This is a genomic window from Rufibacter latericius, from assembly GCF_003721515.1.
Taxonomy (GTDB): Bacteria; Bacteroidota; Bacteroidia; order Cytophagales; family Hymenobacteraceae; genus Nibribacter; species Nibribacter latericius.
The window spans coordinates 1-18,796 of record NZ_RJJD01000005.1 but is presented as its reverse complement, the minus strand read 5'-3'; the positions used below and the strand labels follow the sequence as shown (position 1 = coordinate 18,796).

The 18,796-nt window shown below is 50.1% G+C and carries 16 protein-coding genes; 6 read left to right on the top strand and 10 right to left on the bottom strand.

Going from position 1 to position 18,796, the window contains the following annotated elements:
- The first annotated feature begins 13 nt into the window (after positions 1 to 13).
- The 4 genes from EFB08_RS09690 (at position 14) to EFB08_RS09675 (ending at position 6,868) form a co-directional block, all read left to right on the top strand.
- Positions 14 to 1,732, top strand: coding sequence for a SusE domain-containing protein (locus tag EFB08_RS09690; protein WP_123126764.1), 1,719 nt, complete (start codon positions 14 to 16; stop codon positions 1,730 to 1,732).
- Positions 1,733 to 1,970: 238 nt separating this feature from the next.
- Positions 1,971 to 3,449 carry a glycoside hydrolase family 30 protein gene (locus EFB08_RS09685; RefSeq protein ID WP_227006284.1) on the top strand — a complete coding sequence of 493 codons (1,479 nt, stop codon included), beginning with the start codon at positions 1,971 to 1,973 and terminating at the stop codon, positions 3,447 to 3,449.
- Between the two features lie 367 nt (positions 3,450 to 3,816).
- A complete protein-coding gene (locus tag EFB08_RS09680; RefSeq protein ID WP_123126762.1) occupies positions 3,817 to 5,250 on the top strand; it encodes a glycoside hydrolase family 30 protein in 1,434 nt (477 codons plus the stop codon).
- 139 nt (positions 5,251 to 5,389) lie between these two features.
- Positions 5,390 to 6,868 (top strand): glycoside hydrolase family 30 protein, encoded by a 1,479-nt coding sequence (locus EFB08_RS09675; RefSeq protein ID WP_123126761.1) that lies wholly within the window; start codon positions 5,390 to 5,392, stop codon positions 6,866 to 6,868.
- Positions 6,869 to 7,056: 188 nt separating this feature from the next.
- Here the strand turns inward: EFB08_RS09675 and EFB08_RS09670 are convergent, their stop codons facing one another.
- From EFB08_RS09670 to EFB08_RS09660, 3 genes are all read right to left on the bottom strand, one after another.
- A complete protein-coding gene (locus tag EFB08_RS09670; protein WP_123126760.1) occupies positions 7,057 to 7,329 on the bottom strand; it encodes a DUF4242 domain-containing protein in 273 nt (90 codons plus the stop codon).
- Between the two features lie 176 nt (positions 7,330 to 7,505).
- Entirely contained in the window at positions 7,506 to 8,420 is a 915-nt protein-coding gene (locus tag EFB08_RS09665) for a pirin family protein (RefSeq protein ID WP_123126759.1), read from the bottom strand.
- Positions 8,421 to 8,440: 20 nt separating this feature from the next.
- Positions 8,441 to 9,130 (bottom strand): carboxymuconolactone decarboxylase family protein, encoded by a 690-nt coding sequence (locus EFB08_RS09660; protein ID WP_227006283.1) that lies wholly within the window; start codon positions 9,128 to 9,130, stop codon positions 8,441 to 8,443.
- Between the two features lie 117 nt (positions 9,131 to 9,247).
- On the opposite strand from EFB08_RS09660, the gene EFB08_RS09655 reads away from it, so the two are divergent.
- A complete protein-coding gene (locus tag EFB08_RS09655; protein ID WP_123127037.1) occupies positions 9,248 to 10,282 on the top strand; it encodes an LLM class flavin-dependent oxidoreductase in 1,035 nt (344 codons plus the stop codon).
- Positions 10,283 to 10,373: 91 nt separating this feature from the next.
- On the opposite strand, the gene EFB08_RS09650 is transcribed toward EFB08_RS09655, so the two are convergent.
- From EFB08_RS09650 to EFB08_RS09640, 3 genes are all read right to left on the bottom strand, one after another.
- A complete protein-coding gene (locus tag EFB08_RS09650) occupies positions 10,374 to 11,549 on the bottom strand; it encodes a serine hydrolase domain-containing protein (protein WP_227006282.1) in 1,176 nt (391 codons plus the stop codon).
- A 153-nt stretch (positions 11,550 to 11,702) separates the two neighbouring features.
- Positions 11,703 to 13,250: an alpha/beta hydrolase family protein gene (locus EFB08_RS09645; RefSeq protein WP_123126756.1), complete on the bottom strand. Its 1,548-nt coding sequence runs from the start codon at positions 13,248 to 13,250 to the stop codon at positions 11,703 to 11,705.
- Positions 13,251 to 13,437: 187 nt separating this feature from the next.
- Positions 13,438 to 14,787, bottom strand: coding sequence for a serine hydrolase domain-containing protein (locus EFB08_RS09640; protein ID WP_165864848.1), 1,350 nt, complete (start codon positions 14,785 to 14,787; stop codon positions 13,438 to 13,440).
- A 626-nt stretch (positions 14,788 to 15,413) separates the two neighbouring features.
- Here EFB08_RS09640 and EFB08_RS09635 point away from each other — a divergent pair.
- A complete protein-coding gene (locus EFB08_RS09635) occupies positions 15,414 to 16,283 on the top strand; it encodes an SDR family oxidoreductase (protein ID WP_123127036.1) in 870 nt (289 codons plus the stop codon).
- Positions 16,284 to 16,384: 101 nt separating this feature from the next.
- Here EFB08_RS09635 and EFB08_RS09630 read toward each other — a convergent pair whose 3' ends face one another.
- The 4 genes from EFB08_RS09630 to EFB08_RS09615 all read right to left on the bottom strand — a co-directional run bounded on the left by EFB08_RS09630 (position 16,385) and on the right by EFB08_RS09615 (position 18,650).
- On the bottom strand, positions 16,385 to 16,768 hold the full coding sequence (locus tag EFB08_RS09630; RefSeq protein ID WP_123126754.1) for a DoxX family protein: 384 nt from the start codon (positions 16,766 to 16,768) through the stop codon (positions 16,385 to 16,387).
- A gap of 156 nt (positions 16,769 to 16,924) precedes the next feature.
- Positions 16,925 to 17,437 carry an SRPBCC family protein gene (locus EFB08_RS09625; RefSeq protein WP_123126753.1) on the bottom strand — a complete coding sequence of 171 codons (513 nt, stop codon included), beginning with the start codon at positions 17,435 to 17,437 and terminating at the stop codon, positions 16,925 to 16,927.
- Positions 17,434 to 17,760, bottom strand: coding sequence for an ArsR/SmtB family transcription factor (locus EFB08_RS09620; RefSeq protein ID WP_123126752.1), 327 nt, complete (start codon positions 17,758 to 17,760; stop codon positions 17,434 to 17,436). Before EFB08_RS09620 ends, EFB08_RS09625 begins: the two co-directional genes overlap by 4 nt.
- A gap of 392 nt (positions 17,761 to 18,152) precedes the next feature.
- On the bottom strand, positions 18,153 to 18,650 hold the full coding sequence (locus EFB08_RS09615; protein ID WP_123126751.1) for a hypothetical protein: 498 nt from the start codon (positions 18,648 to 18,650) through the stop codon (positions 18,153 to 18,155).
- Positions 18,651 to 18,796: the final 146 nt, after the last annotated feature.

The window sequence follows — 18,796 nt, the reverse complement described above, 5'->3', positions numbered from 1 at the left end:
AATAATCATCTCCATGAAAAAAATTAACGTGTTTTTTCAGCTCTTGGCCCTGCTGTTTGTGGTGGGTGCCTGCGAGGAGCAAGACAACATTGAGCCTGTGGGCAACTGGGAACTGAGTTCCCCGGCACTGGCAGGCCCCGCAGAGAATGCCACCATTTCGTTAGACCAGAGCGCGCCTAACACCGCCATCCGTTTTGACTGGGCTCCCGCGGTATCCAGCAAGAATTATGGCGTGACCTATAAATTTGTGTTAGACTCTGCTGCTAATGCAGATTTTAGCACCCCAATCCTAAGCATGTCCACCGGCAACGGCGGGAAAAACTTGTTCATAGAGCCTACTGCAGCTCAGATAGACCAAGCCTTGTCTATGGCGGGGTATGACGCCAACACAACAGTTCCGTTAAAATGGGCCGTAGTGGCGCAATCCTTGAGCAAGGAGATTGTTTCTACGGGCAAGCTAGTTTCTGTAAAGCGCTTTCAGAATGAGACTACCTCACTGTACCTTTCTGGTTCTGCCACTGAGAAAGGAACGGATGTAAGCCAAGCCATTATGATGCGCGCCCTAAAAGACAGCGACGGAAAACCAACCAATGTATTTGAAGCCTACACCAGATTAACTGCAGGCGGCACTTTCCTGTTCTACAGCCAGCCGAATGCCAACTCCATTGTATTTGGCGCAGCCGGCAATGGCACCTTGCGTAAAAAAGGAACGCCCATACCCGCTCCGGGTTCTGGTACCTACCGCATTACGGCTGACATGAATAACAACACCTACAGCTTCGTGAAAATAGACAAGTGGAGTGTGGTTGGTGGAGCCTTTGCCTCTGGCTGGGGCGGAGATGAACCGCTGGACTACCAAGGCAACGGGGTTTGGACCTCTATCGTTGATGTTGCCAAGGCCGAGGGCTTTATTTTCAGGGCGAATGGTGATTGGGGAATAGTGATGAAGCGGGTAAAGGGAACCACCAACCAACTGGTCATGGAGTCACAGGCTGTGGGCGAAGGAAAACAATTTGAAGATATTCCGGCTCCAGCCACAGGCAAACATCTTATCACCTTAAACTTGTCTGGAGACCAATACACCTATTCTTTGGTGAAAGACAACAGGCCAACTACTATGCCTGATAAACTGTACTTGTTGCAAGGTAACAATGTAGTAGCTGAACTTGTCACCAACGGTGACACCTTCACTTCAAACGTATTCCTGGCCCTGGAAAACGGCAAATCCTATACGCTGAATACAGCAAGAGATGGTTCTGGCACGACATTCACCACTTCGGCCAAAATTGGAGAGACTTCCACTCCAGATGCAGATGCAGTATCTACCACAGTAGATTTTGCAGAGGGTAGTGGTGCCATTGCCGTTACTCGCAGCCAAGCATATCAAATCACCTTGAACTTCGCCACCAAGAAACTAACCTGGAAGTACTACAACATCAAGCTTTTCCATTGGGATGACGCCGGAGGAGGATGGGATGCCCGCAATGAGTACCTGTTGACCTATAAGCACCCGTACATCTTTGAAGGCACTGTAGCCCTGAATGCCAACTATGACCTGAAGTTTAACTCCCCGTGGGAGGTTCAGTTCGGGACCAACAGCGCGGCCCTGAGCGGAACCATGACCAATGGAGGTCCTAACTACAAGGGCATTAAGCAGGCGGGTAATTACAAGGCCACCATCACCGTGGCTAACGATTACAAAACCGCCGAGTATTCCTTCGTGAAGCAATAAAAGAAGCGGGCGCTTCGCCTTTCGCAAAGGGAAAAGCGCCCGCTTTCTTTGAAAGCTGTTTTAGGGCTTGTTTTTCAAAAAGAGCCTTAAAGCTGAAGATACCTGGAAACAGGGAAGTTGGAAACGGAGATCGTTGACCACAAAGGTTATAATCTGTTTCCACTAGCAGCAGTGTGTTCCATTAGGCAAGCCGAAGCAACCCTCTTGCAGCGTTGGCTTGTTCCTTTACTGAGTAACCATGGGAAGTCCCTTCTTTAAGAAAATAACCAAACTAAGTATGCTGGCGTTGCTGGTTGGCTCTTTGGCCAGTTGCGGCGGCGGCGATTCAGACCCAACGCCGGCTCCACCGCCGCCCCCTTCTGGTAACGGTACCAGCCAGGTAGCATTTTGGCTCACCAATCCAGACAAATCGGTGCTGTTCAAAAAGCAGAACGTGACCCTGAACTTCAAAGCCGAGACCAACAATAACCTGACCATCGAGCTGGACACCACCCAAACCTACCAGACTGTAGATGGCTTTGGCTACACCTTGACCACCGGCAGCGCCTACGTGCTTAACCAGATGGCCTCGGCCAGCCGTGCCGATCTGTTGAAAGAGTTGTTTGCGGTTGATGGCGAGGAAAACACCATCGGGGTGAGTTACCTGCGCCTGAACGTGGGTGCCTCTGACCTGAGCCCCACCGTGTATTCGTACCAGGATGTGATGGGCACTGCCTTCAGTTTGGCACCAGACCAGGCGTATTACATTCCGGTGCTCAAGGAGATCTTGGCCATCAATCCGAATATCAAATTACTCGCCTCGCCATGGTCACCCCCGGCCTGGATGAAAACGAACAACAGCCCCAAAGGCGGTTCTCTGAAGCCAGAGTTTTACGATGACTACGCCGAGTATCTGGTGAACTACATCCAAAGTATGAAGGCGGCCGGCATCACCATTGACGCGATCACGATACAGAACGAGCCTCTGCATGACGGTAACAACCCCAGCATGTACATGTCGGCGCAGGACCAGGCGAACTTCGTGAAAAACAACATCGGGCCGGCCTTACGCGTGGCAAACCTGGCTACCAAGATCATCTTGTATGACCATAATTTAGATAAACCGGAATACCCCATCAGCATCATGAATGACCCAGAAGCCAAACAATATGTAGACGGTTCGGCCTTCCACCTGTATGCGGGTAACATCAGCGACATGACTACCGTGCACAATGCCCACCCAGATAAGAACGTGTACTTCACTGAACAATGGGTAGGTGCAGGAGAGGATGACAAAAACTTTGGTTCAAATCTTAAGTGGCACATGACAAACGTGATTATAGGTAGCATGCGCAACTGGAGCAAGAACGCGCTGGAGTGGAACCTGACCGCCGATCAGAACAACCGTCCTTACACGGATGGTGGCTGCAACACCTGTTTGCCTGCCGTGACTGTGAGCGGAAACAATGCAACGCGTAATGTGGCCTACTACATCATCGCGCACGCGTCTAAGTTTGTGCGGCCGGGATCGGTGCGGGTGAAAACTACCCTCCTGAATGCTCAGAACACCGAGACATTCAACACCCTGCAGCACGTGGCCTTCAAGAACCCGGCGGGTAAGAAAGTGCTGTTGGTGCTGAACGAAACCGGTTCTGACCAGACCTTCAACATCCGGTACCGCGGCCAGATTGTCTCTACTACCCTGAGAGGCGGCGCGACCGGTACCTACGTGTGGTAAACCTTTTCCCCGTTTAGAGGCTGTTTTACCTGAACCAGCCTCTAAACGGATTACTGCACTTCAGTAAAGATTAAGATTCACTTTTAAAAACCCAACTCGGCGTAGGGCCTTTGTTTGGAGGCATTTCTCTGACGCACTTTACACCCTTTTCCCTCTTTTGTCATTCTCTCTCCTTTGTCATCCTGAAAAGACCTTGTGAGCGAACTAGAGAAGCTTTGTCGTAAGCGCTATTACCGTTTGCCCACAAGATCTTTCCAAGATGACAAAGTAGGAATGAGTATTGGAAAGGTGCGGTTAGAGCTACTTCTTATTAGGGCTCTACTTCAAAAGCCCGATAGTCTGAGTTAACATCAATTTATTTCTATTCATGATTCATTCCCTCAAAAAACAATGGGTACGCACCCTTATCATCGGTGGGCTTTGCCTGGGCGGTGCTACGGGCTGTACTTCTAACAAAGGCCTTTTCTCTAAGAACGAGGCGGACCTTTGGCTAACTACCGCTGATCAAACAGCACTATTCCAGAAGCAGGCCCAACCGTTGGTGTTCAGCTCGAATGCTGTCCCTGCTACTTCGGTGATTGATATTGATGACCAGCAGACCTTCCAGGAGATAGACGGTTTTGGCTATACCTTGACCGGCGGCAGCGCGTACCATCTGCACAAAATGACTCCGGCAGCCCGGGCGGCTATCCTGAAAGAACTATTTGCGACGGATGGAAACAACATCGGTGTGAGTTATCTGCGCCTGAGCATTGGCGCGTCTGACCTGGACGAGAAGGTGTTTTCCTACAACGACCTGCCCGAGGGCCAGACGGATCCTACCATGGAGAAGTTCAGCCTGGCGCCGGACCGCGAGTTTCTGCTTCCTGTTTTAAAGGAGATTTTGGCCATCAACCCTAAAATCATGATCCTGGGCTCGCCGTGGTCGCCGCCCACCTGGATGAAGACGAACAACAACTCTAAAGGCGGTTCCCTGAAGCCAGAGTGGTACGATGCCTATGCCAAGTACTTCGTGAAATACGTGCAGGAAATGGCCAAAGAAGGCATCACCATCCATGCGATCACGGTACAGAATGAGCCTTTGCACCCGGGCAACAACCCTAGTTTGCTCATGCTCGCGCCAGATCAGGCGGTATTCGTGAAGAATCATTTAGGGCCTGCTTTCCAGAAAGCGAACGTAAAAACCAAGATCATCCTCTACGACCACAACCTGGATCGTCCGGATTATCCTATCTCTATCCTGAATGATCCTGAGGCGAAGAAATACATCGATGGCTCGGCGTTTCACCTCTACGGCGGCAAGATCGAGGCCATGTCTGAGGTGCACAATGCCCACCCAGATAAGAACGTGTACTTCACCGAGCAGTGGATTGGTGCTCCCGGCAAGTTCCTGGGCGACCTGAAATGGCACGTTCGCGAACTCATCATAGGCGCTCCCCGCAACTGGTCCCGCAACGTATTGGAATGGAACCTGGCCGCCGATCCGCAACAGAAACCCCACACCCCGGGCGGTTGCACTGAATGTCTTGGTGCCCTGACCATTGACGGAGACAAGGTGATCCGGAACCCGGCTTACTACATCATCGCGCACGCGTCCAAGTTTGTGCGTCCGGGCTCGGTGAGAATCGCTTCTAACATTCCTACCAACCTGCCGAACGTCGCTTTCAGAACTCCGAAAGGCGAGCGCGTGGTCATTGTGCTGAACGATGGCGATGCATCCCAGACGTTCAACATCCGGCATAAAGGCAAAACTGTATCGGCTACGTTAGCGGCAGGCGCGGTAGGCACGTACGTTTGGTAATTTCTGGAGGGAGCAGAAGTTAGCTAGGTGCTGTTTGGGGGGTGTTTTAAGGAAAATATACTCTAAACAAATTTACTTTGCTGGCCCAGAATCCTCTACTCAATTTTTCTCTCAATTAATCCATCACTCATTCCAAAAGATGAAGAAAATACATTCCCTGGCATCCCTCGCCTTGCTGACGGCAGGCATCGCGGTTTCCTGCTCGCAGGTAAAAACGAGTCAAAGCAAAACCAGCAATACTAATTTTCAGGTAAACAACCGCTCGGTGACAGTCTACACCACCGCCAAAGACACAGAGCATCGTCTGTCCCAAACCGGAACGGCGCGTTTTCAGGATTTCGGGCAGCCGCTGGAGACGCAGGTGTGCGTGTTCGTGGACCCGAACAAAACCTTCCAGACCATGGTAGGAATTGGCGGTGCCATTACGGATGCCACGGCCGAGACTTTCGCCAAAATGCCGAAGGACAAGCAGCAGGAGATCATGAAGGCCTACTATGACCCTACTAATGGCATCGGGTACACGCTGGGCAGAACCACCATCCACAGCAGTGACTTCGCCAGCGGCTCTTACACCTATATTGAAGAGGGTGACAAAGACCTGAAGACCTTTAGTGTGAAGCATGATGAGCAGTACCGCATCCCGTTCATCAAGCAGGCCATTGCCGCTGCGGGCGGAAAACTGACTATGTACGTGAGCCCCTGGAGCCCGCCGGCCTTCATGAAAGACACCAAGACCATGTTGAAAGGCGGAAAACTCCTGCCGGAGTACCGTCAGGCGTGGGCCAATTATTACATCAAGTTTATCAATTCCTATGAGCAGGCGGGCATCCCAATTTGGGGCCTGAGTGTGCAGAACGAGCCGATGGCTACGCAAACCTGGGAGTCCTGCATCTTCACCGGCGAGGAGGAGCGCGATTTCATCAAGGAGTATTTAGGGCCTACTTTGCACAAAAGTGGCATGAAAGACAAAAAACTGATTGCCTGGGACCACAACCGTGACCTCATCTACCAACGCGCCAGCACCGTGCTGAATGACCCGGAAGCTGCCAAATATGTGTGGGGCATAGGCTACCACTGGTACGAAACCTGGACCGGCTCTGACATGCTGTTCGATAACCTGCGCAAAGTGAAAGAGACTTTCCCAGAAACCAACCTCATCTTTACCGAAGGCTGCATTGAGAAGTTCGATTTCAACCGCATCAATGACTGGTCACTGGGCGAGCGTTACGGCTACTCCATGGTGAACGACTTCAACGCCGGAACCGCCGCCTGGACCGACTGGAACATGGTGCTGGACGAGAAAGGCGGACCGAACCACGTGGGTAACTTCTGCTTCGCGCCGATCCACGCCGATACCCGCAACGGAAAGGTGCATTACACCAACAGCTTTTACTACCTGGGCCATTTCTCCAAATTCGTGAAGCCGGGTGCCAAGCGCATCATCAGCTCCTCTAACCGCGATGCCCTGCAAACCACGGCGTTCCTGAATCCAGACGGCAAAGTAGCCGTGATCGTGCTCAACACCACGGACAAACCGCTGGATTACAAACTCTGGATCAACGGCAAAGCCGCCGATGCCAAGAGCCTGCCGCACTCCATCGCCACGCTGGTGCTGTAAGCATGTTTAGCTAAGATTTTTAAAGAGACGCAAGTGAAAGCTTGCGTCTCTTTGTTTTAAAGCCCTTTTTGATAAAACAGCCTGAAAAAGAACAGGCCCCAAGAATCATTTCATGGGGCCTGTTCTTTTAAGTTCTTACCAGATACTAGTTGCTTAAACTGGTGACTTGGAATGTCCTGCAGCCGATGTTACTCTGCCGTAGTTGGGTCCATGATGGCAGCTACCTCTTTAACAGAGTTCGCGGGAAATCCGCCTTGACGGGCGTGTTCCCGCACCATTTCGGCGTTGGGCGCGATGTACACGCAGTAGATCTTGTCTTCGGCCACATAGCTGTGCTGCCACGTGATCTGAGGGCCCATATTGGTTAGCACCCCACAAGAAGTCTGTGCAATGTCTTTCAGTTGATCGGCGGTGAGGTTGCCGGCGCCGGGAATTTCCCGTTCAATGACATATTTGGGCATGACGTGAATGGATTGAGGTTGTCCTACTCGTCTGGCTTTTCGGAATCGCCCCGTTTAGAAGTGGTCTCTGGTCTCCACCTGGCTTTTAGAGATGTATCCATACCTTGTTGATCGCTGTAGATCTGGGGGCTTCAAACGACAGGCTTTCGCCTGAGGGGGGTGGTTTCAAAATGTGATCAGGAAAGAGCCTCCGGAGCAGGGCTTCCGGCGGGTTTGGACTTGTCTTCCGGCAGGGGAATAAACTCTGCATTATCTGTGGGCGGGAGCAAAATGCGGCCTTCTTTCCAGTCGGCTTTGGCTTGTTCAATGCGGTCTTTCCGGCTGGAAACGAAATTCCACCAGATAAACCGTTCGCCCAGCGGTTCGCCGCCCAGCAGCATGAGAGTGGTGGGTTCTTTGGCCAGAATGATGGGGTCTACGCCTTTGTTGAACACCAGCATCTGCCCGATGGAATAAGTGCGTCCGGAGACTTCCACGCTTCCTTTGGCCACGTAGATGCCCCGCTCAGAATGTTCTTTGGGCAGGCCGAAGCGGGCGCCCGGATCCAGCACTACGTGCAGGTAAAAGAGAGGCGAATGGGTTTTGACACCGTTCCGTAGGCCATAGGCATCGCCGGCAATCAGGCGCATCCAGACGCCGGCATCGGTGAAGATGGGAAGCTGTTCTGGTTTGTAGTTGTCGAAAGCCGGAGCGGCTTCCTCGTCTTTTTCGGGCAGGGCCACCCACGTTTGGATCATCTCCAGGTTTCCGCCGGCCAAGGCCGAAGGGTCTTCGAACCGTTCTGAATGCGCGATGCCGCTGCCGGCCGTCATCCAGTTCACTTCGCCGGGCCTGATGATCTGCTCCACGCCCAGACTGTCGCGGTGCATGACCTGGCCGCCAAACAGGTAGCTCACCGTAGACAACCCGATGTGCGGATGTGGCAACACGTCCATGTTGTGCACCAGCGGCGGCTGCACATCTACCGGACCGGCGTGGTCCATGAAGATAAATGGGCCTACCATCCGGCGTAGCCGAAAAGGCAGAATCCGGCGTACATCCATTCCGGGGGCCAGCGAGGCTTTCCGGGCTTCTATGACAATATCCAGCATACTCTATTTTACGGGTGGTATTACTTTTTGCTCTTCCTATTCATCATCCAGACAATGGCCTTGCGCAAAAACAAAGGCGGGTATTTGTAGCCCTTTTTCGCCAGCCGTATTCCCATCTGGGGATATTCATGTGAAGCGGCCACATTGGTGCCCAGGCCATCTACATAGCGGTTGTACATGCAGAAAGCGGCAGCAATAAGCACCGTGTCGTGTATTTCTTCGTCTGAGGCTCCTTTGGCCTTGGCCCGATCTATGTCTTCCTGCCGAACGGCTTTCCCGCTTTGCTGGACCTTTCCGGCAACCGTCAGCAGCGCCTTCATTTTCTCTGAGATAGGGGCGGTATCTTTGTTTTCTACCGTGCAGCTTACCGTTTCGCCGGTGTCTTTGAAATGCACGTTGGCCGCCGCCGAGTGGGATTGGTGGCAGTACTCGCAGTTGTTCAGTTTAGACACGTACGCCGCAATGAGCTCCCGCTCAGCCGAAGTGAGGGTAGAGGGCCCGTGCAGCAGGGTGTGGGCCAGATTAGACAACGCCTTCCCCGTTGGTCCTTTGTAAAAGAGCAGTTCCACGATGCCGGGTTGGTTCACCCCCGTGTTGATGTAGGTCATACCAGCTTGATTTATGTGAATTGATACCCATTTTTCGGCTTCCAGGTAATTCCTGTGGGGGCAGGTGCCAAAACCAAATTCCTGTTTTGGACGTGTTTTCATGAAGATAACGTTAAAACCGAAGGATACCAACAGGAACTTACCCCAAGGATAGTAGGTGCAGAGCTGCCTCCAGTGCTTTTTTCTTTCCCTTCTTACAAAGAGATCGTAACATTGGCTATGGAAATAGGCATCACCACCTTCGTAGAGAACACCCCAGACCCGGGCACCGGCAAACTGTTGGCCCCGCATGAGCGCATGCGCAACCTGATGGAAGAAATTGAGCTCGCCGATCAGGTAGGGCTGGATGTCTTCTCCATTGGCGAGCATCACCGCCCCGACTTCATTGTCTCCTCTCCAGCCGTGGTGTTGGCCGCAGCCGCTGTGAAAACCAAGAAGATCAAGCTGTCTAGTGCGGTGACGGTACTGAGCTCCGATGACCCAGTGCGGGTATTCCAGGATTTTGCCCAGGTGGATTTGCTCTCAGAAGGCCGGGCAGAGATCATGGCAGGCCGAGGGTCTTTCATCGAGTCTTTCCCGTTGTTCGGGCAGGACCTAAGCGATTATAACGAGCTGTTTTCTGAAAAGCTGGAATTGCTTATTACGCTTAACAAAAGTGAAAAGGTCACCTGGTCTGGCAAGCACCGACCCGCCATTGATGATCTGGGCGTGTACCCCAGACCATACCAAACCGAATTGCCCATCTGGGTAGCCGTAGGCGGAACTCCGGCGTCTGTCATACGAGCTGCCCAACATGGTTTGCCCATGGCGCTGGCCATCATTGGCGGCATGCCCGAGCGGTTTGTGCCCTTTACTGATCTGTATAAGAAAACCTACTTGCAGTCTGGTTATCATGTAGAAAAGTTGCAACTCGCCATTAACTCGCACGGTTACATCGCAGATGATTCGCAGAAAGCCGCCGATGAGTTCTACGGGCCTTACGCTTACCTCATGGGCAAGATAGGCCGCGAGCGAGGTTGGTCAGGCATGAGCCGGGAACAGTACGACTTCATGCGCGGTCCCGAAGGCTCTTTGTTGGTAGGCAGTCCGCAACAAGTGATTGACAAGATTCTCTGGGAACACGAACTGTTCGGTAACACCCGTTTCCTGCTCCACATCAGCGTAGGGACCATGCCGCATGCGCAGGTAATGCACGCTATTGAGTTGCTGGGTACGGTAGTGGCACCGGCGGTGAAGAAGGCGATATCATCGTAAAGACCAGGCACAACCTTGTCTCTGACGTATTCCTGGCTAACGTTATTGCTTGTCGCTTTCGATTCCTGATCTAGCGATAATTGGTATAATGCTACCTTCGGCCCCGAACCGCCAGCTTCTGCCCTTTGTGTTGGGCAACACTATCCGGGTGGGGAGGGTACAGGAATTTGCGTAGTTCCTGTAGGTAACTGAAGCTACCGTTGGGCAGGTTGCTCAGGATAATGAGGGCGCTGTGCTCTTTGGGGTTGCGCAGCAGGTAGGAAGAAAATCCGTGCCATAAACCGCCGTGGTATACGGCCGTGTCACCGTTCTCCAGCGGACGGATGCGCCAGCCAAACCCATAGTCTTCGGTTTGTTTTTTCTTCTTATTAAGAATTGACCCCGTAAACGCTTCCTCCAGGGTTTCTTTGCTTACTAATTTTTGGGTGTACAGCGCCTGGTCCCATTTGTAAAGGTCATCTACGGTAGAGTAAATGCCTTTGTCACCCAGCACGGTGTCCAGGTAGTCAGAGGTTCTTTTCTGCCGGAAACGGGTGTGGCCGGTGGCTATTTTGCCGGTGAGGGTAGCTACATCGGGGCTGTAGGTGAAGGTGTGCTTCATCTCCAGGGGTTCAAAAATGCGTTCGCGCAGGAAAGAGGCGAAAGGCATTTCGGAGACCTTTTCTACAATAGAGGCCAAAAGGCTGTAGCCCGTGTTGCTGTAATCGAAATGGGTGTTGGGTGGGTAGTACGGCTGAGGACGGTGCGCCACCATCAGGTTGACCACATCCTGGTTGGTGAGGTTCTTGTTGCGGTCCGGCCAAAGCTTATCACTGAAATACGTGTAGTTGGACAGACCCGACTGGTGCGTTAACAGTTGCCGGATGGTGATGCCGTGGTACGGGAAATCTGGGAAATACTGCTGCACGCTGTCGTCGTAGCTCAGTTTTTCGTCTTCCTTGAGCATCATAATGGCCATGGCCGTGAACTGCTTGGAGACCGAGGCCAATTGAAAAGCGGTTTCAACGGTCAGCGAGTCTTTCTTGTAGAAATCAGCTAAGCCGAAAGCGTTTTTGTAGATGACCTTGTCGTATTTGGTCACCAGCACCGTGCCGTTGAAGCCCCTCCGTTTGTGGAAGTGCTTGAACACAGAATCTAGTTGGCGGGTCAGTTTCTGGATACTGTCGGCGGTAAAGGAGGCCGGAATAGCTATCTGCTCTTTCGTTTCCTTGTCTTTTCCCCAAAACGCATTCTTTTTCCCAGATTCCTGGCACCCGAGCAGGAACAAACAGAAAATTGATGCCCCCAGACATCTAAGAAGGACGTGTTTTGCTTTGAGAAGTGCCATACCAATATTTACCAACAAGAAAACGGACTATAAATATAAGGCAACGGAAGAAAAACTTTTCAATAAAAATTGGCCGAGCTGCCAGAATCCTGCTCAGCGGCCTGAATTAGACGATCCTTTCTGTTTCATCATTCTGTCTGCCCATTGGATGAAGTATTTGATGTTGGGAGCATCGGTGTGGCCGCCGTCATGCTGGCGCCAGGCCAATTCCCCTTCCAGCAAGCCTACATTCACGCCGGGCATCTTTGCAGTTTTGTAGTCATGGCCTACGCCCAGATCACGTGCTCCCAGCAATTTGAAGGCCGGTCCGGCTGCTACGGTAGCCATGTAACTTCCTTGTTGGTCTAACCATTTGGCATCGCCTTGTTCAGGGATTCCATAGCTGATGAAAGTGAGCCGAGGGGCACACAAGGCAATTAATTGGTGCGCGTCTACCGGAATATCATTGGCCGTTTTAGAACCGAAAGTAGCCTCAGAGGCGCCGTATTTGAGGAAATTGCCCGCCATCCAGTGGTACTCGCCGCTGCTGGTCAGGCTTTCCACGGCCTCGCCGAAGTTACGGCGGTGCAGTTTGGCGCCACCTTCGCCCGAGGAACCTATCAGGCCCATGTAGAAACGCTGGTCAAAAGCCATGGCCGCCAGAGCCGCCTTCCCGAACCGCGACACGCCTTCTATGCCCACCCGCTTGGCATCTACCGCGGGGTCGGTCTCCAGGTAATCCAGTCCGCGGGAGGCACCCCAGGCCCAGGCGCGTAACGCACCCCAATCGTCCGGCTTTCGGGTTTGGCCTTTGTTTACCAACCCGATGATGCCTTTGGTGAGCCCCGCGCCATTATCGGCTTGGATGCTGCCTGGTTCAATTAACACGTAGCCCCAACCCGCTGCTAATAGCTGGTGCGTGGTAGGCGGGTCGCCGGCGGGCGGCGGACCGAAACTAGGGGTTGCGGCAGTGATGGGGGTATAGGCCGGATATTGCTCAAACACCGCCTTTAGCGAAGGATCTTGTTTTATCAGCAGTTTTTTGAAAGCAGCATTGATCTTCTCCATGCTTTCTTTGGGCGGTTGCGCCGGAGCCGGCAAAGCACTTCGGCTGAACATCATCAACACCGGCACCGGACCTTTGGCGTTGGCGGGCGTAACCACCGTCATGGCAATGTTCACTTCCAGCAAGGGGTAGTCTGAATTGTCTACCTTTCCTACCAGTTGCTTGGCGTTGACGGGTATCCAGCCTACCATCTCCCGCTCAGAGATCACTGTCTTCCAGGTTACTTTGGGCACGTTTTTAGGAATCCGGCCGAAAATCTCCCGCTCAAAGTCTTCCACGATCTCGGGTCTGCGCTGGTTCCACCACATGGCGGGCGTGGTTACCTTCTTGCCGTTTTTCAAAGCGAGCAGTTCCGGCAGGTTGGGGTAGGGGTTCGCCTTGGCTTCATCGTAATTCGCTGCGTTAGGGGATTTCTCGTCTCCGCTGGGCCCCGGCCGAAGCGCCTTGATGCCCAGTTGCTTCATCATGTGCTGATGATCTTGCTCGGCTGTGAAGTTGATCGGGGTCGGGTATTTGGTGGAAGTTCCCGTGCTAGCCTGCTGGGCAGAGGCGGAGGAAATAGTAACGGCAAACAGGAGGTAGAAGAGTTTTTTCATGAGGGCTCTTTATTTCCTCAAGATAGGTATAAATCTGAACCGAAAGGACAGTTATCCTTCGCTTGTCCTAAGGCATGCCTTAAAGGCGAGTTGGTGTTAGACGAGTGTTTCACAATAGGGCTTGTTGGGTGGGAAACCTTCGTTGGCACAAGGCTACGTCTCGCTTTTGGAGTTTGGCTTATTGGTTTTACAAGCCCTTTACTTTTACGCCTTTGTGCCCGTCCACCAGCATTGCTTCAATTTCGCCTTGGCTGTTCTCGGTAAACTCAACGTCTGACCAGTAGGTGCGCTGAATAAATTTGGTGTCGGGTTTTTTAGCGTCGGCCACCGGAATCAACGCACCCCACGAGCAAGACAGATTCCCCTCTTTGTAGCTAACTTCCATGACCAAATCTTTGACATAGAAATTAGAGTCAAACTGGTATTTGCCCACCAAACGTGATGCTTGCTCCGGAGCTACAGCCCTTTTTGTGAGGTTTGTTTTAGGGGCGGGCTTTTTCAGGACCAGGGCAGCCAACTGCATTCCCAGGTTTGCTGGCAGAGAGATGTAGTTGTTTGAAAGGGCAATAACGGTCAAGTTATCATCTGGGTAAATGCCGAAATACGAAGAGAAGCCCGGTGACCGGCCATTCATCTGGACTCTTTTTCTATCCAGGTGATTTCTGATAAACCAGCCGTATCCTACGTTATCGCCATAATCGGTGAAAATCTTTTGCCATGATTCTTTTGACAAAAGCTTGTTGTTAGTGATGGCGGTGGAGAATTTGTATAGGTCTTCTGTGGTGGAGTAAATGGAGCCGTGGCCGGTTTTGGAAGTCCAATTAATTTGGTAGGCGTTTTCTACCTCATAATGGCCAACGGCTGCATACCCATTGGCTAGGTTTGGGATGATCTCGCTTTCTCCGTGGGAATGGCCGGTATTCGTCAGCTTCAGGGGATCGAAAATGCTTTCTTTCAGATAGCTGCCAAACGGTTTTCCGGTTACTTTTTCAATAATGTAGGCTAAAACAATATAATCAGAACGGCTATGGTTGTATTTGCTGCCGGGAGGGAATAGCAGTGAATCTTCTTTGAAGTAATGGATGAGCTGGTCTACCGAATGCTGGAATTTTGTGATGCTATCGTAATCCACTTTTTGGTTTACCCCGATGGCCGGAATACCAGATCTCTGGCTTAAAAGGTGGTGTAAGGTTAAACGGTTTCCTGGTTTGTAATCGGGAAGATACTTGGCCACAGGATCATCTAAGGATATCTTCTTTTCTTCGGCCAATTTCATGATAGCCGCCGACGTAAAGATCATGGAAGCAGATGCCAGGAAGAATTTCGTTTGAGGCGTATTTGGCAGGTTATAAGTCCGGTTCATTTGTCCGTAGGCTTTTGAAAACAGGACCTTGCCATTCTGGGCAATCAACACACTACCGCTATAATTATTGGTTTGCACATACGGCATGATCAAAGCATCTATTTCTTTGCTTTGGGCCTTCGTTGATAAAATCACCGCTAAAACCAATCCGAGAGAAAGAAGTGTTCTTGCCATTCTGTGATCTTTGATTAAGTTTTCCACCATTTGATTCTGCTTCTACCTTAAACAGTTACCGGAGACATCGTTCGGCAACGGCATCGTGCATAGGCCATGTAAGGTATGGTTTACCCGTGGTTGGTGTTTCGTGCTTATGTGAAAAGGCTAATCCCTGACTTTGTAAACAAGCTTCTACTCTTCCTTTTGCGTCTTCTTGGATATCGCCTGCTATGCAGAGGCGGGAAGGATAAGGAGGCAAAAGGAGATGGATTCAATAGGCCAGTGACTGCCTTAAGTTAAAAAAATCAGTACCAAAATGGCAGGCAAGAATGAGTTGACCAACAAACCATTGGAACAATCACAAGTGACTGCTGAAGCTAAGAAATTCTACCCAAATTAAAGCGCAGAACTTCTGTTTCTTGATGAATTTCAATAACTTAATAAGGATGGAAGTGGAGCATGAAATACCTTCTACCTGATTCTCTTTCCAGAACAGAAAAGGTCTTACAAGCTCTCTAGAATTAGGCTTCTGTTTTCGATGTGTTTTCCGGATTATAGGCCGAAAAGGAAAGTCTTCCTTAAAACTAGTTTGTAGGCCTGGTCTTCCGTGTCACGAATTGCAAAGCACCCTAACTTTAAACCAGATGCCGTCACAACCATTTAAAGGGAAAGTAGTCTGGATTACCGGTGCTTCCAGCGGAATTGGAGCCGCACTTGCTTTGGCCTTGAGCAGTCAGGGTGCCCTTCTGCTTCTTTCGGCACGGAATGTAGAAAACCTTGAAAAGGTAAAAGCTAACTGCACCAACCCCGATTTAGTGACAGTCCTACCCGCTGACATGGCCGAAATTGATTCGCTACCTGAAATTGCCGCACAGGCTTGGTCAGTGCACGATAAAATTGACTACGTTTTTCTGAATGCAGGCTTTGCCGTAAGAGACAGAATCATCAACACGGAGGTGGAACTGATCAAAAAAGTAATGGACGTCAACTTTTTCAGTGCGGTGGTGCTCACCAAAGCCTTGTTGCCCTTGATGAAAGCCAGAGCAAGCGGCCATTTTGTGGTCACCAGTAGCCTATCCGGAAAATACGGAATTCCCCAGTTAGGAGCTTATTCTGCTTCCAAACACGCGTTGCATGGGTTCTTTGATTCGTTAAGGGCAGAACTGGAAACGGATGAGATAAAGATTACTCTGGTGATTCCGGGCTTAGTGAAAACTGATATTTCTGTAAAGGCTCTGAAAGGAGATGGCTCTGCATATGGGAAAATGCAGGAATCCATCTCCAGGGGCATCTCACCGGAAGCTTGCGCCAAGGGCATCATTCAAGCAGTAGCAAACGGCAAAAATGAAGTCTTGATTGGCGGTTCAGAAATAGCTAGTGTTTGGGTAAAACGGCTCTTCCCGGGTTTGTTTTCCTATTTGATCCGGAAACATCCTTTGCAAAAATTAAGGAAACTGGGAGTATTGAAAAAGAGAAGTTCGCAGGAAACCAACGATACCTTTGAAAGAACATAACAGGCTGAATTCAGGGAAATACGTCTTGGCTAGCAATAGCTTTTTTACTGGTCATAACTTGAACAAAAGAGTTGGTGGTTCTTTGGCTTCGTTGACGTTGTTTACCCTTGGTTGATCAAGGGGAGATATTTTCTTCGGTTCTCAAAAATGATCCAAAGGAGAATCAGCCAAATCACGATGGCAATGGGCAAACCGCTGGTGTCCACGAAAAGATGGGTTAGCAGAATGCCTACCATCACAGGGAAAACTACCAATGCACCCAAAGCCCGGGTTTTGGGGATGATAACAAGAATTCCACCCAAGATTTCTGCTAAGCCAATCAAAGGAATGAGCCAGGAGATTTCTGTCAATGCCGCTGTATCCCTTAGGAGTGGTTCTGGCAAACCTTCGGGAACGGGCATGTAATTAAAGAATTTGTTTAAGCCCCCGTTGATGAGTAATAGCCCGAAAAGGAGGCACAGCCCAGTTAAGATCTTCTGCTTCATACGTGTTAAGTTTTATCAGTCTTTTGTATGGATAATCGGTTGATTTCGGTCCGTTTTTTAAAATTCAAGTAATAAACACCCCAAGGCATGTTCTGCGAGGGGAATTATGTTTTACCCCTCGCAGAAGTAGAAACTTTTGCCTTGTTATTAAGTTTGTTACTCTTCTTTAGCTAGAACTGAGCGGAGGTATTGGTCTAAGTTCTCTAACCCGGCGGCAAACCCTTCTTTAAAGCCCATCTGAACAATGGTTTCTAAATCTTCCAGTGTTTTAAAGGATAGTTGGATCGTTACCAGGGTGTCTTCTTCCTTCGCTTTAAATGCATTTTCCCATTTTACCTGTGGTTTGGTGTTGTCTCTCACGGCTTGTTCATCACAGAAAGCATCTGTGCCCGAAAAATAGGTTTGGGGTCTTATCTGATCAAAGTCAAACAGGCACCAATGCTTATCTCCTTCGGGGCTTAGCATGTAATAATGCCAGCGGCCTCCTTGGGTAAAGTCCATGGTTTTGGTGACGGATTTATAAGGTTTGGGAGCCCACCACTGGTCCAGAATGGCAGCTTCTGTCCAGGCAGCCCATACTAATTCAAGGGGTGCCTCAAAGGATCTTTCTACGTTGATCTGGTTATTTTCCTTGTCTACCAGAAAATTGAATAAAATAGTCTTGTTCATTTCTTATCTAATTTAAGTTGTTTTAATACTTCGTCAAGCTGATCAAACCGTGTGGCCAGTAGCTGCCTGAACTGTTCCAGCCATTTCTCAATATCTTTCATCTTGCTGGCGTTCAAGTGGTAGTGAATTTCCCGGCCTTGCTGCTCCTGTTTCAATATCTCACATTCGGTCAAAATCTGAATGTGCTTAGAAATGGCCTGTCTGCTGCTGTTGAAATGTTCGGCAATGGCATTGGGTGTCATGGAACTTACTGCCAGCAGCAGAATGATGGCCCTTCTGGTGGGGTCGGCTATGGCTTGGAATGCATCTCGTCTCGTTTCCATCTTCTTTAACTTGCTACCATATGGTTGCGAATATACATGCAACTATTTGGTTGCGCAAGATTTTTCTTGTTTTTTTTTAAGGCTTAGGGGATGAAGTGCTTGATCTGGTAGTCTTTTTATAAAGACTGCCAACGGCCTCGTGTAAACAGCGTGCTAGGCCGTCGTTTATACTAGACGTTGACACGTTGTTGTGGGGCGTTATTTTTCTTTTCAATTTATTTGAGTTATTTTCCAAATGCCCCTCTCTTTTTCAAGCTTCACAATCGGGTGGTAGTGGTCGGCGTAACTCTTCTTGCCTTCATAATTATCGAAGAACCTTAACGTGGCAAGCCAGCCGTCTCCGCTCTTTTCCAGACTGCTAACTTCCACGTCGGCAAAGGGCTCTTGGCTCCTTATCCAGTAGTAATAGTAGAGCCAGTGCAATATTTGTCGTACTCGTAGGCGTCCGCTTCTCTGTAAACTGACCAGTCAACTTTGCCCATATATTCAGCACAGCCTGAGATTCTTTGTTTCTCCTGCTGGATAAATTTTTCTGAGACCGTGGGCAGCTTTCTTACCTGTTCAAAGTATGACTCGTACTCTACCTTGCTTTTCCCTGCAATGCCTTCCACTATCTTTACTTCAATTGGTGTCTTTGGATCAGGATTGTTTACATTCTTGATATACCAGCGGTGGAACGAAGTCGCTATGTTTTTAAGCTGTCGGGTTTCCTCTGTCTCTTGAGGAGAAACTTCCAACTTTTCAGCTGGTTGACTGTTGGTTGTATCCTTTTCCGTTATGACTTCTTGTGAAAGAACCGCATTATCCTTTACAGTATTGTTTTCCTTTGGCTGCTCTGTGGAGCAACTAAGCAATCCCAAAACCGTGAGCGATAGAATTGTTCTTTTCATATTTATAATGCACCACAACGGACTCGTGTAAACAGCTTGCAAGGCCGTCGTCCGAAGCTGACTTTTATACAGTCCTATGTTTGCAAAAACTAATTAACTTGTATAAAAGAGAAGAAAGGAAGGAACAAGATTCATTATACAATAAG

What these genes read in the sequence shown, in the direction of transcription:
- EFB08_RS09670 (WP_123126760.1), bottom strand. Translation starts at nt 7,329, where the DNA reads ATGCCCAAATATGTCATTGAACGGGAAATTCCCGGCGCCGGCAACCTC.
- EFB08_RS09625 (WP_123126753.1), bottom strand. Translation starts at nt 17,437, where the DNA reads ATGAACAAGACTATTTTATTCAATTTTCTGGTAGACAAGGAAAATAAC.
- EFB08_RS09620 (WP_123126752.1), bottom strand. Translation starts at nt 17,760, where the DNA reads ATGGAAACGAGACGAGATGCATTCCAAGCCATAGCCGACCCCACCAGA.
- EFB08_RS09665 (WP_123126759.1), bottom strand. Translation starts at nt 8,420, where the DNA reads ATGCTGGATATTGTCATAGAAGCCCGGAAAGCCTCGCTGGCCCCCGGA.
- EFB08_RS09680 (WP_123126762.1), top strand. Translation starts at nt 3,817, where the DNA reads ATGATTCATTCCCTCAAAAAACAATGGGTACGCACCCTTATCATCGGT.
- EFB08_RS09615 (WP_123126751.1), bottom strand. Translation starts at nt 18,650, where the DNA reads ATGAAAAGAACAATTCTATCGCTCACGGTTTTGGGATTGCTTAGTTGC.
- EFB08_RS09655 (WP_123127037.1), top strand. Translation starts at nt 9,248, where the DNA reads ATGGAAATAGGCATCACCACCTTCGTAGAGAACACCCCAGACCCGGGC.
- EFB08_RS09640 (WP_165864848.1), bottom strand. Translation starts at nt 14,787, where the DNA reads ATGGCAAGAACACTTCTTTCTCTCGGATTGGTTTTAGCGGTGATTTTA.
- EFB08_RS09635 (WP_123127036.1), top strand. Translation starts at nt 15,414, where the DNA reads ATGCCGTCACAACCATTTAAAGGGAAAGTAGTCTGGATTACCGGTGCT.
- EFB08_RS09645 (WP_123126756.1), bottom strand. Translation starts at nt 13,250, where the DNA reads ATGAAAAAACTCTTCTACCTCCTGTTTGCCGTTACTATTTCCTCCGCC.
- EFB08_RS09690 (WP_123126764.1), top strand. Translation starts at nt 14, where the DNA reads ATGAAAAAAATTAACGTGTTTTTTCAGCTCTTGGCCCTGCTGTTTGTG.
- EFB08_RS09685 (WP_227006284.1), top strand. Translation starts at nt 1,971, where the DNA reads ATGGGAAGTCCCTTCTTTAAGAAAATAACCAAACTAAGTATGCTGGCG.
- EFB08_RS09630 (WP_123126754.1), bottom strand. Translation starts at nt 16,768, where the DNA reads ATGAAGCAGAAGATCTTAACTGGGCTGTGCCTCCTTTTCGGGCTATTA.
- EFB08_RS09660 (WP_227006283.1), bottom strand. Translation starts at nt 9,130, where the DNA reads ATGAAAACACGTCCAAAACAGGAATTTGGTTTTGGCACCTGCCCCCAC.
- EFB08_RS09675 (WP_123126761.1), top strand. Translation starts at nt 5,390, where the DNA reads ATGAAGAAAATACATTCCCTGGCATCCCTCGCCTTGCTGACGGCAGGC.